Raw genomic sequence first — 14112 nt, 5'->3', positions numbered from 1 at the left:
TAGCATTAATATAAATAGAAATAAAATTAATCATTTTTGTGTTCATCATTAGAATTATTAATGATTAAAGGAGGCTGTTTCATGGATCGATTACTGAACGTATTTTTGACAGTCGTAGAAAAAGGAAATCTTACGCGGGCCGCGGAAAAATTATTTATCACCCAATCAGCCGTCAGCCAAAATATTAAAGTACTGGAGGATCAATTTAAAACACAGCTGCTGGACAGAACAAACAAAAGCATCAAAATGACGAAAGCCGGCGAAGTTCTATATCTTCATGCGAAACAGATTATGAATCAGTATGCTCTTGCCGGCAGAATGATTGATGAATTGAAAGAAGGAATTACAGGTTCCCTAACGATCGGATCAGGCTTTATATTCGGAGAGTACTTTTTACCGGATGTAATTTCCACATTCATCAAAAACCATCCGAATATTAACCCGAAAATTACTATCAAAAATTCTATTCGCATCGCCAATCAAGTAAAGCAAAAAGACTTGGATATTGGTATTATTGAAAGAGAAATCTTTTATGACGAGTTACTGACCGTCCCTTTTTCACAGGATGATATGGTCATCATCGTCCCTAACGGCTTTCCTAAAAACAGCGGTGATGTCATATCTCTAAGTGAACTGGCTGAACAAACGTGGATTATTCGGGAAAATGGATCAGGCACCCGCCAAGTAACGGACACGATGCTGGCCAGGACAAAACTGGTTCCTAAACGGGTCTTGGAGTTCGGAAGCACAAGGGTCATAAAAGAAACGGTGAAGAACGGTATTGGCATTTCTTATACTTCTAAAGTAGCTGTAAAAGAAGAGCTCGAGCAAGGGGCGCTAAAAGCGCTGACAATTGAAGGTTATCAGGATGCCCGGACATTTTATTATGTAACGAATAAATCGCAGCCTTATTCAAAAGCATTGGAGAAGTTTATTGAGAAGCTTGAAAATAGCGAATTGGCCAAATATATGGATTGATTTGCGCAAGAGGTATATAGTAAGGTTATTTTTAGTCACTATACTAGCAGACTGCTGTCTGCTATGGGGAAAGAGGAGATTGCATGCAGCGAAGACTTCTGGATTACTCCGCTTTACTGGTAGGTTCATTCATATTCGCAATCGGCATTAACTACTTCGCCATTCCAAATATGTTATCTGAAGGCGGCGTCATCGGGGTTACCATCATTACATACTATTTATTTGAATGGTCGCCGGGACTGGTCAGCTTCGTCCTGAACGTGACACTCGTTGCGATTGGCTATAAGTTCTTCAGCAGGCGCACGATTATTTATACAGTCATCACCATTATCTTCATGTCGATCTTTCTGGAAGTGACGAAGAACTGGGGGGAGCAACTGGGGAGTGACACGCTGCTCGCTGCTCTTTTCGCCGGCCTATTTGTCGGCGGCGGTCTCGGCATGATTTTCCGTGTCGGCGGTACTTCCGGAGGGGCCACTACACTTGCGCGCATGATGCAGAAATGGCTTGGCTGGAGTGTCGGGAAAGCCGTTCTGGTGATCGATATTACCGTCATTTTATTGTCGTCCTTCGTCATCGGCAAGGAAAAAGCCATGTTCACGCTGGTTGCAGTCTATGTCGGTGCAAAAGTGATTGATAAAATCGTAGACGGTGCAGATGACCGAAAAGCAGTCATGATTATTTCCAAACATCAGGAAACGATTCGCCGTGAATTACTCACTACGATGGGCCGGGGCGTAACAATTCTGGACGGCCGCGGGGGCTATACGCTCGAAAAACAGGCTATTTTATATATCATTATCAACCAGACCGAAATTGTGCAGCTGCGCCGTATTTTGGAACGTATTGACGAAGATGCGTACGTTACAATCAATAACGTTCAGGAAATTTTCAAGCGAGGATTTAAAGAAAGACGGCCGAAATAAGGAGCGGCTGGTAATAGCCGTATCTTTTAACGTTTTCCCATTCATCACGCTGCCGCTGCTTTATGCAAAGAATGTAAAAGCCGGTGATTCCCCACTGCCGGTAAACACCCCAGCCTGCCTGACATTCCGGCAGGTTTTTTCCTGTACATTTACACTATTCGCCCTCCTCCCAAAAATCGCAACAATCTTCCAAATTAATCATTTCAATTAAGTGTTTAACTGGGTTGCTTTCTTCTATATACTTGACGTTGTCTGAAATATTTATGCTCTTTCACAACTCAATGAATAGCATTTTAAATTGGAAGGAGAACATCATGGATACACAAAAAAGAGGATTTTTCCAGAAGTTTTTGGATATGATCGAAAAGACCGGTAACCGCCTGCCGCACCCGGTTACATTATTCGCTCTTCTTGCTTTGTTAGTCATCGTTTTATCGGCAGTGGTATCTTATTTTGGCATCAGTGCTGAGCATCCGGGCAAAGAAGGCGAAATGATCGAAGTACACAACCTTCTAAGCAGTGAAGGAATCCATTATATTATTACCAATATGACCGATAACTTCATCGGTTTTGCTCCGCTGGGCGTTGTGCTGATCACAATGCTTGGAATCGGAGTTGCGGAAGGTTCAGGCTTAATCAGTGCCTTGCTGCGCGGTTTTGTCATGTCTGTGCCAAAACGTCTGATTACACTCGGTTTAGTATTTGCAGGGGTTATGTCCAGTGTAGCTTCTGACGCGGGCTATGTTGTCCTGCCGCCACTTGGTGCAGTATTGTTCGCAGCGCTCGGCAGACACCCGCTGGCCGGTCTTGCAGCAGCTTTTGCCGGTGTTTCGGGAGGTTTCAGTGCCAACCTGCTGTTATCAGGAACAGATGCACTGCTTGGGGAGCTGACTATCATGTCGGCAGCCATTATCAACCCTGAGTATGCAGAAGGTATGAATATTGCGATGAACTACTACTTTATCGCATTCTCTGTAATCGTGCTGACATTTGTCGGTGCATGGGTCACAGAAAAGATTGTGGAGCCGCGTCTTGGTGAATATAACGGCGAGTTCCGTGAAAAGGTAGAAAAACTCACTCGTCTTGAGAAAAAAGGGTTAATTTGGGCAGGTGTTTCCGTCATTGTTGCGGGAATTCTTGTGGCGCTTCTTGTGATCTTCCCGGGAGCACCGCTGCGCGGAGATGAGGCAGATATGCCAATCATTAAATCGCCGTTCATGAAATCACTTGTGCCGATTATTGCGTTCATGTTCTTCGTTCCGGGTCTTGTTTACGGAAGAGTGACAAAATTAATTCGCAGTGATAAAGATGTGGCTGCGATGATGTCGACAACAATGGCCGCAATGGGTATGTTTATCGTGCTGTCATTCACAGCGAGCCAGTTCGTTGCATTCTTCTCTGAATCCAATATGGGCTTAGTGCTGGGCGTCTACGGTGCTAATTTCCTTGACAGTATTAACTTGAAAGGTATTCCGCTGCTGCTGATGTTTATCGTTATTGCAGCGTTTATCAACTTATTCATCGGAAGTGCATCTGCAAAATGGGCCATGATGGCACCGGTATTCGTACCTATCATGATGCAGCTTGGCTACTCCCCTGAACTGACGCAAATGGCATATCGTGTAGCGGATTCTTCAACAAACATCATTTCTCCGCTCATGACATACTTTGCGATCATCATTGCATTTGCTCAGAAGTATGACAAGAAAATGGGAATCGGTACACTCGTTTCCGTTATGTTCCCGTATTCCATGTTCTTCTTATTGTTCTGGAGCCTCACGCTCGTTGTATGGATGCTTCTCGGAATCGACCTCGGTCCCGGATCTCCTATCTACTACCTTAAATAAGGCATTTCGCATCCCGTAAGAGCATACATTGCTCTTACGGGATTTTTTGTGTTAAGATAGTAGTTGATAACCGTTTTCATTTAGATAAATTCTACTTGCAGAAAAGGAGTTTTCGACAATGAACTACACAGGAAAGAATGATGTAGAGACAGCAATCATGGGAAGACGCTCTATAAAGAAATTTACAACCGATCCGGTCGATATAGAAGAATTGATTGAACTGCTGAACGTCGCAAAATGGGCTCCGAATCACAAATTGACAGAGCCTTGGCGCTTCCAGCTGTATGCAGATAAAGGCAAGGAAAAATTCATTGAAGCTTTTCTTGCTTCGCAGGAGCGCGACGGCAGCGTACCCGATAAAGCAAAAAATAAAGCGAATTATTTCCGCGATATTCCGCTTCATTTAGTCGTGATCATGCCAGAAGACCCGCGTAAAAAACGTTGGGATGAAGATTATGCAGCAATCTCTGCAATGGTTCAAAACTTCCAGCTGGCGGCATGGGAACGCGGCATCGGCATGATTTGGCGCACGAACGACTGGACACATGATCCGGTGTTCAAAGAAGCCATCGGTGTTAAAGAAGATGAGAAAATTGTTGGAACACTTATGATCGGTTATCCAAAGCACGTGCCAAAGCCCGAACAGCGTGCAGATATCCGTAATGTATTAACAATTATCGATGAGTAAATCTCACGGTTACCGCTTCATTCAACTGGAGCTGGTAATCGTGATTTTTCTTTGAATCTGCATAATCAAGTACTTGATTTCTGTAAAATTAGGATTACACTAGAAAAAGAACTTTTACAAGGGGCAACCGAACATGAAAAAAATGATACAACCTATTTTTCAACACTATTGGAACCCCTATCTCGTCTTACTGATAGCCGGTATTCTCAGTGCAGTATATTTCGGCATCACTTCGACCGTTTGGGCTGTAACCGGTGAATTCACCCGGCTTGGCGGTGATCTTCTGTTATTATTCGGTGCAGACATATCGGATTGGCAGTACTTTGATATGGTGCATCTGCAGGGCGCCACGTGGAACCGGCCTGACGGCTGGATTGTATGGGGGATGTTCGCAGGCGCACTTATTATGGTGCTGCTCAGCAACAGCTTCAAAATCCGCTTGCCGCAGCAGAAACGGCGCTACGTGCAAGGTTTAATCGGCGGCATCATCGCGGGGTTTGGCGCACGTCTGGCACTTGGCTGTAATTTAGCGGCGTTCTTTACCGGCGTTCCCCAATTCTCTTTTCACTCTTGGATTTTCATTGCGGCGACGGGAATCGGAACATTTTTTGGAGCCAAACTGACGAAAACGCGCTGGTGGAAAGGCAAGCCTTCTTTGATGCGGGGAAATGCGAAGCCGACACCTCTCAAGAAACGTGTAATTCAGCCGTATATAGGCGGAACGTTTGCCGTTTTATACATCGGACTGATTGTCTATTTCTTTGCGTCCGGCCAAAAATTACTCGGTTTAGGTGCACTTTTTGGGCTCGCATTCGGTATTCTGATTGAACGGGGACAGATTTGTTTCACTTCTGCATTCCGTGATTTATTTCTCGTCGGACGCAGCATGATGGCAAAAGCAATTATTGCCGGCATGGCTGTCAGTTCTATTTTGACTATAGCCATTATTTCCATCTATGACTTGACGCCGATTACACAAATCGCAGCGCTCAGCACATTTGTAGGCGGCGCGCTATTTGGACTCGGCATTGTCATGGCTTCAGGCTGTGAAACCGGTATGATGTACCGCCTCATGGAAGGCCAATTAGTATTCTTGCCGGTTTTCGCGGGTAATATTATCGGCGCTACATTCCTTGCCTATGCGTGGGATCATCTCGGCGTCTATCATGTATTAGTAAGAAGCGGAGCAAAAATTAATCTGCTCGATACCGTTGGACCAGTCGGCGCAATTGTTCTTACACTTATTATGCTTGGCGGACTTTATGCACTGACGGTTTACGGAGAAAAACGATACCACCGCAAATTGGCAGTCAAGAAAGGAAGATATATACATGCAAGCTGAATTAGACGCGGACTTCACACTTGATCTTCGCGGAGAATCATGTCCCTACCCTGTCATCTATACACTTGAGACACTTGAAAGTATGAATAAAGGTGAATTGCTGCAGGTCATTACCGATTGCCCGGGCTCTTTCCGCAACGTCCCAGAAGAAGCCGTCGCACACGGCTATAAATTTGCAAAGGATCCTGTGAAGAACGGACAGGAGTATTTGTTTTATATTTACGCATGAGAAAAGACAGCTGTCCGTCGTCGGGCAGCTGCCTTTTCTCATTTTCATTATCCATTCACAGCTGCAGGCTGCACGGATGTTTCTTTAATCTTCGCTACAATCACGCTGTTTATTGCATTAATGTACGCCAATGCGCTCGCTTTCAAGATATCGGTGTCTGCGGCTTTGGCGATAAAGTTTTCCCCTTCATGCGCAATAGTGATCTTCACTTTGCCAAGCGCATCTTTACCGCGTGAGACACTGCTGATATCATATCCGATCAGCTTCACCGGGATTTGTGTTACTTCCGCAATGGCTGAGTACAGCGCATCGATTGGGCCTGATCCGACAGCACTGGTCTTGAAGATTTCTTCACCTTTTCGTATCTTGACACTGGCTGAAGGGAAGCTTGAATTACTGATGACTTGCAAATCTTCAAACTCAAAGAAATGATCGCTGTAATTCGTCACGTTCTTCTTATCATTCTTTTCATAATAATTTTCTACAATTACATATAAGTCATGGTCATATACTTCCTTCTTTATATCTGCCAGCGTCAGGAAGCCTTCAAAGATCCCCTCAAACTCTTCAGGGCTCAAATACGTAAAGCCAAGCTTTTCAAGCGCATTTTTCACCGCGTGACGTCCAGAACGTGCTGTCAGAACTAATTCCATATCGGCCAAACCTACGTCTTCAGGATGAACAATTTCATATGCATCACGTGATTTTAATAAGCCGTCTTGGTGAATTCCTGAGGAATGGGCAAACGCATTGTCGCCAGTAATCGCCTTGTTCACCTGTACATCCAGCCCCATGAAATTGGATACCAGACGGGAAGTGTTAATAATTTCTTTCGTGTTAATTTTCGTATTGACATTGTAGACGGAGCTTCTCGTCTGTATCGCCATCACCACTTCTTCAAGCGCCGCATTTCCTGCACGTTCGCCGATCCCGTTGATTGTGCACTCCACTTTGTCCGCACCATTTTTCACTGCCGCCAGCGTATTGGCTGTCGCCATGCCCAAGTCATTATGGCAATGAACACTTAATAATACATCCGGATTCAAGTTTTTCATCCGGTCATTCAATTTATAAATCATTGCCCCGAATTCTTCCGGCTCTGCGAAGCCCACTGTATCGGGCACGTTAATCATTGTCGCGCCTGCTTTCATAACGGATTCAATCGTTTTCCATAAATATTCAAACTCCGAGCGTGAAGCATCTTCCGTTGAATATTGTACTTCAGGCAGTAATGTTTTCGCATATTTTACAGCGTCCACACCGATTTGCAGGATCTGGTCTTTTGATTTATTGAATTTTTTCTCCACGTGAATATCAGAAGTGCCCAGCACCATATGAATCATAGGGTTTTCCGCATGTTTCACTGCATGGTAGACAGAGTCGATATCTGCCTGAACTGCCCGTGCCAGTGCAGTAATCATAATATCGCCGGTATTGCCCACTCGCTGGGCAACTGCTTTCACCGCGTCAAAATCGCCTTGAGAGGAAGCAGGAAAACCGGCTTCGATTATATCTACGCCTAATTTTTTCAGTTGCTGTGCAATCTCCACTTTTTCATACAGATTCAGTTTAGCTCCAGGTACCTGTTCTCCATCGCGTAACGTTGTATCAAACACCCAAATTTTTCTGCTCATCTCTTTTGCACTCCTTTTTTTATAAAAAATAAAAACAAAAAACCCCGCCTCTATATTGAAATATAGAGACGAGGTTATACTCGCGGTACCACTCTAATTGACTTGCCGCATGCGGCAAATCCCCTTATCGACAGCTGACACTGTCTATCCCGGTAACGGAGGAAACCGACATCCCCTACTGATGAATTTTCAGGGAGTGACTCATGGATGAGTTCAAAATGTGCGCCTGCCGATTTTCACCACCCATCGGCTCTCTATAAAGACACAGGACACTTTTACTGGTTCCATTCTTAGTCTGAAATGTTATGTTGGAAGTAATGTTACAATGAGACGAACCAATTGTCAACACAAATCTAATAATTCATTCCTTTTATTGCGTGCACCTGCATGACTGCGTTGTGCTTTCGGCTGTATACACAGGCCAATGATCCAAGTACTAATCATCCGCATATTTTCATTTTTATTTGACAATTCTCCTATTACTTCACTAGTATAGTAGACAACTGTTTCGTATACCGAAGCATTACAACCAGACAGTTGAGATCAGTCTCAACACATCAAAGGAGTTGTTGCCAATGAATGTATTTACACACTGGGTAGAATGGATTTCGGACTTTTTATGGGGCTTCCCCATCATCATCCTGCTTATCGGCGGAGGTCTGTTCCTCACCATCCGTCTTGGATTTTTTCAATTCCGCTATATGCCCCACATTTTCCGCCAGACTTTCGGAAAAATTATGTCGAAAGGATCGGGAGATGGTACACTTACCCCCTTTCAGGCTACCACCTCTGCACTCGCTTCCACAATGGGCGCAGCAAATATCGTCGGCGTTCCCGTGGCGATTGCACTCGGCGGACCGGGAGCCATCTTCTGGATGTGGATTGTGGCACTCATCGGGATCGGAACAAAATATTCCGAAGTCGTACTCGGCATTAAATACCGGGAGAAGAACGCAGCCGGTGATTACGTCGGCGGCCCGATGTATTACATAAAAAAAGGACTCGGCTGGAAGAAAGTTGCGTACATCTTCGCCTTTGCTTTAATGATGGAAGTAATGGCAAGTGCGATGGTGCAATCAAATTCCATCGCCACAACGATTGAAGGCTCATTCGGATTACCGCCGATTGTGACAGGTTTACTGATTGCATTGCTCGTGGCGCTCATTTCATTTGGCGGTATTAAAGCCATCGGACGCGTGACAGAACGTTTAATTCCTTCGATGGTCGTCATTTATATTATCAGTGCGCTCATCATTATCGCCTTTCACTTCACAGCAGTCCCTGCAGCATTCGGTCTGATTTTTACACATGCATTCCAGCCCATTTCCGCAGCCGGCGGATTTGCCGGCGCAGGTGTCGCAGCGGCCATTCGCTGGGGGCTTGCACGGGGATTGTATTCCAATGAAGCAGGAATCGGAACAGCACCTATTGCTCATGCAGCCGCAGTGAACAGTCATCCCGCAAAACAAGGGTTCTGGGGTGTCTTTGAAGTCGTCGTAGATACATTGATTGTCTGTACGATGACCGCGATGGTCGTGCTGACCACAGGTGTCTGGGAAGTAATCGACGCCGATAATGCCGCGAATATGGTTACAGAAGCCTATGGCACAGTATTCGGTTCTGCGCTTGGCGGTATAATTATTTCGATTGTTTTATTCCTATTTGTAATTACAACGATTGTAGTGATTATTTATTATGGAGAAAAGCAGGCAGAGTTCTTGTTCGGTGCCGGCTTTTCCAAAGCGGTTCGTGTCGTGTATATCGCAGCAATTTTAGTGGGTGCACTCGGCGGTCTGCAGTTTGTATGGAAGTTTCTCGATCTGCTGCTGGCGATGGTCGTTATTCCAAACGTGATCGCTGTGCTGTTCCTAAGCGGCAAAGTACGGGAAATCACGCTGGATTACTTTACAAATGTTTATCCGAATGAAAGAAAAAAGAAAGCATAGTATGAATCTGCAAAAAGGCAGAAGCCCCTCAGCTTCTGCCTTTTTTGCTGTTTGATCAATCATGCAGTTACTTCATCAGCTCCTCAATTAATGCAATCGGCACATAAGTCTTCCTCGGTTCCAGCAACTCAGGCGCCGCTTCAAACTTCATTAATGATTTATTGTAGCCATATTCTTTCTGGCCCCGGGTAATTGTGTAAGAAAGCGCACCTTTTGACACGATCGCGCCCGTGCCCGTCGAATCCACTGAATGTCCCAGTTTCTCCGCAAGCAAACGCAGCGGTACCATTTTGACACCGTCAACCATGTAATGATCATTTTCAATAATCTGTTCTGCGGTTACATGTTCATCTTCTGTACTGCCATCCAGAACAACTACTTTTTCTGGAGTGGTCTGCGCGGGAACGCTTTTGGTCGATGCTGTATAAAATACGAGTAAATCTTTGCCTTTCAAATCCCCGGCTTTCACCTGTTTTCCTGAGACCGTCGATAGTTCGGTATTTTCATCCACAGTCAACTGCAATTTCAAATGGGGATCAACCAATTTATCATTGAATCTCCCGACAGCCGCAGTGCCGGTCTTGTCAGTTTCGACAATCACTGCGTCCGGACTGTATTGCGGTGGATAAATCAAGATCATCGGCTTATCAGAATATACATAAGCAGAAACTTTATCCCCTTTTTTCAGTTTTGTCTCTTTACCGGTATTATCAATGATCAATGTTTCATCTGTCACGGCCAGTACGGGTGACTCTTCTTTCTGTTTAATCGTATAGCGCGTCACATCGTTCTCTTTGACGACATGTTCGATTACTCCCTCTACTTTACTAAATGCTTTTTCATCTGATGTCACTTCTGTTTTCACTTTCCCTTCAGCGTATATCGCCGCCGGTGCAGCTGCACTTCCAATCAATAATGCCGTCAATGCAAATGAAATCATTTTATTCATCCTCATAGCGATCTGCTCCTTTATATATGTTCTACCCAGTAGTCCGTCTGCGGTGCAGAAAAGTTACAGAATCAACGGTCTTTTTACATCCAGTCTCTCCTTGCCATATAAAATGAAAATACCAGGTATCCACACAGCCGAAATAGTGTGGATACCTGGTTTCTGTTTATTAGTATTTTCATCCATGTCTGCGCCTAGCCGTTCACCCATTAACGAAATAACCAGCTTCCACGCACTGGAAGCTGTTATTTTTATTTCAAACACCACGCACATGTCTCTTACTTTCTTATTCTCAATGCCCGCAAAAGGTTCAGCGAACTAACGAGACTATCCCAGACTATACTTGCTTCCGTTCCTTCAAGCCGCTAATGGTCCCGTCCATCGACATGGGAGCATTCAGATCGACAAAGAATAGTACTGCAGTCGTATCTTCATTCGCAGTGAAAGGCGGAAGAGAGTGGACTGTATCTGTTACTGCTTCATATTTACCTATTGTGAGATCTTGAATCGTAATCTCACCATTCATTACATATAGAAATGGTGTCAGACCTGCATATGTTGGAACTTCCAATTCTTCGCCCGCTTTCGGATGTGCGTCTAATATATAGACCTGCTGCCTCACGTAAAGTGGCGCTTCGCTACCTTCAGGTCCCGCCATGACATACCAGTCCGGATGGTCTGACGGTTTATCATGAAATTGAATTTCAGGGGAAAGATCCGTTTCATACGGCCGGACGAAGATTTGAAGCATTTCTGTTTCCTCTTCTTTTACTTTTTCCTCATGCCAAAAGCCTGCTCCTGCATTCATCATCATTAATTTACCGCGTGCAATCGGCGCTTCAAAACCTGCAGAATCTGTATGATGCATGACACCTGAGCCTATATAACTTAGTATTTCATCATTAATATGTTCATGCATTTTAATCGTTACACCTTTTTTCATCACTGCATGATCAATGATTGCTAGTGGCCCGAATGCGGTATCTGTGGTTTTATCGCCTAACACATTACCCGGCTGAACTCGTGTGATAGTGAAAGGACCCCTGAACGGCTTGGCATGCTTTCCTGCCTCCAGTTTTTGCAGCAAGACAAACACCTCCAGCTTCATCGTATATAATAAAATCGGCTCTCCATTGGAAAGCCGATTTTATTGTCCGTATCAATTACTTTTTTATAGGACCGTTGTTAATTTCAGACAGCGGCACATTAATTTCAAAAATCTTGCCGCGGATCTCTTGAATACCGAAAGACGTCAACCGTGCCGAGTGCATTTCTAAATAAGCCTGAGCCGTTTCTTTAGTTTCAAATAGATAAACGCCGCCAGCTTCTTTTGCCGCTGCATCTTCCGTCCAGATTTTCCAGATCATACCCGGCTCGTCATTTATGCTTTGAGCCAATTCCGCAAAACCTTTTGACATTTCTTCGCCAAATGGGCCTTCCATTGTAAAATCCACTTGTAATAAATACGTCATTTCAAAACCCCTTTTCATTTTTACGTATATGTCTGCCGCGTTTATTTTGCCTGGATATACTTCTCGCCCAGGATTTCTTTAGTTTCATACACATCTTGCGACAATTGCTTTTGAACGAATGGAGCTACGCCTTTTTCTTCAATTGAATAATATTCTTCAATTTCACGTGAAAATAATAATTTCTCTTTGCGGAGTAATTGATCTAAATCAGATAGCTGCTTTGGTTCCAACGTTTCATCTGGCAGTAATTGCTGAAGTGCATTCGTGTATTCTTCAACGTTTCGGGCACCTACGATTCGAACCCCTTTTTGCTCTTCATTCACCATGACGATTGTCGGGAAGCCGCGGACACCCAGCTCACGGACACGCTGGAAATCTTCATGTAACGAAGTATTTGCTGCTGGAAGCTTTGATTGAGTAAGGATAGCTTCCCCATCAAGTCCGATTTGATCGATAAGAGTGATCAGCACTTCATCTTGTGCGATGTTTTTATTGAAAGCGAAAAGCTCTTCCCGTGCACGGCGTAAAAATGTATTAGCGAGCTCCGGATTTTTTTCCTGAATCACCTTATACACGCGAGAAGGGATAAAAGAAGACTCGATTGGATTGTCGTACCAAACGGTTCCGTCAATTGGCATGCGTGAATGTTCACCCACTTCTCTCCAATGGCCCGCCACATCTGACGGGCTGGAAATTCCATTGCCCGCATCTGTGAAGCCATCCCACTTTTCAAGCAATCCGCCCATAAGCGTATGCATAGTAACATATTGCCCGTATTGATCAATAAACTTTCTGAGGACTGGTTCTAATGCCCAGCAATGTGAACAGATGGGATCTGTTACGTAATACAGTTCAACCTTTTTTCTTTGCGCTGAAAAGTCAATAAACTCCATTGCATCAGTATCCTCTCCGCCCGGCCCGCATATACCGGTTTCCAAATCACAAATCATAGTATTTTTTGTTTCCATGGTAATTCCTCTTTTCATTTTTTAGTATCAGACGATTCAAGCTCTATATATTGCTGTGCCCATGCCTGTATTGGCTGCAAAGCAATAGCCAGTTGCTGTCCTTTTTCTGTCAGCTGATACGTAATAGTAACAGGAGTTCCTGCCATTACGTTTTTTACGACTAAGTTACATTCCGCAAGTTCGGTCAGTTTTAACGAAAGTGACCTTGGCGTAATGTCATGCAAATCACGCTTCATTTGCGAAAAATGGGCAGTATAATCGGGGCAATTCGACAAATAATGAATAATGAGTCCGTTCCAGCGCCTCCCCAAAATCTCGAAGCTGGATTCTAAATAAGGGCATACTTTAATAAGTAACACCTCCAACCAATACATTGATTATAATACGATATAGTTACTATACCAAGTATAAAGATTATACCACGCAGACAGCTTTCCGATAGGATTATTATTTACTGTATAAATAAGAAATTCCATACAAAAAAGGCGACTCTCTTCTATTAGATAGAGAAATCGCCAGTAATTATTTATTGCGCAGGATTAACCTGAACTTCCACCGTAATTTTAATATCATCGCCCACTAATACGCCGCCTGTTTCTAACGCTTGATTCCAAGTTAAACCGTACTCTTTTCTGGAAATTTTCGTTTCTGTTTCAAAACCGACTACATCCACACCCCAAGGATTTTTTCCTGAGCCTGTACGGACGACGTTAAATGTCGTTTTCTTTGTGACGTCTTTGACAGTAAGATCACCTGTCACATCAAATTTGTCGTTTCCTGTTTTAACAATTTCCGTAGAATCAAATGTAATCTTCGGATAGGTTTCTGCAGCGAAGAAATCTTCTGAACGCAGATGGTTATCACGGTCATTATTATTTGTATTGATGGTGTTTACATCAATTTCAAAATGTATGCTCGCTTCATTTAAACTCTCCGGATTCCCATTAACAGAACCTTCAAATCCAGTGAAGCTTCCCTTCACGTTTGAAACCATCATATGTCTAACTGAAAAACCTATGTTTGAATGTGCTGCGTCTACTGTCCACTTTGTCATTATAAAACTCTCCTCTTCATTCTGTTTTTTATAATAAATACTAGGTATCTCTTACATATTAGTAAATTATCCCACCCGC

General features: G+C 43.9%; 15 protein-coding genes and 1 other annotated feature. Of the genes, 7 read left to right on the top strand and 8 right to left on the bottom strand.

Features of this window, described 5'->3' with window-relative positions; all coding sequences use genetic code 11:
* Positions 1–81: 81 nt before the first annotated feature.
* The 6 genes from SporoP33_RS10070 (at position 82) to yedF (ending at position 6010) form a co-directional block, all read left to right on the top strand.
* Entirely contained in the window at positions 82–978 is an 897-nt protein-coding gene (locus SporoP33_RS10070; RefSeq protein ID WP_196796765.1) for a LysR family transcriptional regulator, read from the top strand.
* A gap of 83 nt (positions 979–1061) precedes the next feature.
* Complete coding sequence (locus tag SporoP33_RS10065; protein WP_081243573.1) at positions 1062–1904, top strand: YitT family protein; 843 nt, start codon at positions 1062–1064, stop codon at positions 1902–1904.
* A 314-nt stretch (positions 1905–2218) separates the two neighbouring features.
* Positions 2219–3751: an AbgT family transporter gene (locus SporoP33_RS10060; RefSeq protein ID WP_081243572.1), complete on the top strand. Its 1533-nt coding sequence runs from the start codon at positions 2219–2221 to the stop codon at positions 3749–3751.
* Between the two features lie 118 nt (positions 3752–3869).
* Entirely contained in the window at positions 3870–4439 is a 570-nt protein-coding gene (locus tag SporoP33_RS10055; protein ID WP_081243571.1) for a nitroreductase family protein, read from the top strand.
* A gap of 133 nt (positions 4440–4572) precedes the next feature.
* A complete protein-coding gene (gene yedE / locus SporoP33_RS10050) occupies positions 4573–5781 on the top strand; it encodes a selenium metabolism membrane protein YedE/FdhT (protein ID WP_081243570.1) in 1209 nt (402 codons plus the stop codon).
* A complete protein-coding gene (yedF, locus tag SporoP33_RS10045) occupies positions 5771–6010 on the top strand; it encodes a sulfurtransferase-like selenium metabolism protein YedF (RefSeq protein WP_081243569.1) in 240 nt (79 codons plus the stop codon). The genes yedE and yedF overlap by 11 nt, the downstream gene beginning before the upstream one ends.
* Before the next feature lie 47 nt (positions 6011–6057).
* Here the strand turns inward: yedF and SporoP33_RS10040 are convergent, their stop codons facing one another.
* Positions 6058–7644, bottom strand: a complete 1587-nt coding sequence (locus SporoP33_RS10040; RefSeq protein ID WP_081243568.1) for a 2-isopropylmalate synthase — start codon at positions 7642–7644, stop codon at positions 6058–6060.
* A gap of 61 nt (positions 7645–7705) precedes the next feature.
* Positions 7706–7945, bottom strand: a binding site (T-box leader).
* A gap of 274 nt (positions 7946–8219) precedes the next feature.
* On the opposite strand from SporoP33_RS10040, the gene SporoP33_RS10035 reads away from it, so the two are divergent.
* The gene (locus tag SporoP33_RS10035) at positions 8220–9590 is read left to right on the top strand and encodes an alanine/glycine:cation symporter family protein (protein ID WP_081243567.1); all 1371 of its coding nucleotides are present in this window, start codon (positions 8220–8222) and stop codon (positions 9588–9590) included.
* A gap of 67 nt (positions 9591–9657) precedes the next feature.
* Here SporoP33_RS10035 and SporoP33_RS10030 read toward each other — a convergent pair whose 3' ends face one another.
* The 7 genes from SporoP33_RS10030 to SporoP33_RS10000 form a co-directional block, all read right to left on the bottom strand.
* Positions 9658–10545, bottom strand: a complete 888-nt coding sequence (locus tag SporoP33_RS10030) for a stalk domain-containing protein (protein WP_081243566.1) — start codon at positions 10543–10545, stop codon at positions 9658–9660.
* A 57-nt stretch (positions 10546–10602) separates the two neighbouring features.
* Entirely contained in the window at positions 10603–10806 is a 204-nt protein-coding gene (locus tag SporoP33_RS10025) for a hypothetical protein (RefSeq protein WP_081243565.1), read from the bottom strand.
* Positions 10807–10876: 70 nt separating this feature from the next.
* Entirely contained in the window at positions 10877–11626 is a 750-nt protein-coding gene (locus SporoP33_RS10020) for a pirin family protein (RefSeq protein ID WP_196796764.1), read from the bottom strand.
* Positions 11627–11702: 76 nt separating this feature from the next.
* On the bottom strand, positions 11703–12011 hold the full coding sequence (locus tag SporoP33_RS10015) for a monooxygenase (RefSeq protein ID WP_081243563.1): 309 nt from the start codon (positions 12009–12011) through the stop codon (positions 11703–11705).
* A gap of 41 nt (positions 12012–12052) precedes the next feature.
* The gene (locus SporoP33_RS10010) at positions 12053–12979 is read right to left on the bottom strand and encodes a DsbA family protein (protein ID WP_081243562.1); all 927 of its coding nucleotides are present in this window, start codon (positions 12977–12979) and stop codon (positions 12053–12055) included.
* A 14-nt stretch (positions 12980–12993) separates the two neighbouring features.
* Positions 12994–13329 carry a winged helix-turn-helix transcriptional regulator gene (locus SporoP33_RS10005; protein ID WP_081244828.1) on the bottom strand — a complete coding sequence of 112 codons (336 nt, stop codon included), beginning with the start codon at positions 13327–13329 and terminating at the stop codon, positions 12994–12996.
* Between the two features lie 176 nt (positions 13330–13505).
* The gene (locus SporoP33_RS10000) at positions 13506–14033 is read right to left on the bottom strand and encodes a YceI family protein (RefSeq protein ID WP_081243561.1); all 528 of its coding nucleotides are present in this window, start codon (positions 14031–14033) and stop codon (positions 13506–13508) included.
* Between the last annotated feature and the right edge of the window lie 79 nt (positions 14034–14112).

The organism is Sporosarcina sp. P33, assembly GCF_002077155.1.
Lineage (GTDB): Bacteria > Bacillota > Bacilli > Bacillales_A > Planococcaceae > Sporosarcina.
This window is presented reverse-complemented; position numbering and strand designations above follow the sequence as displayed.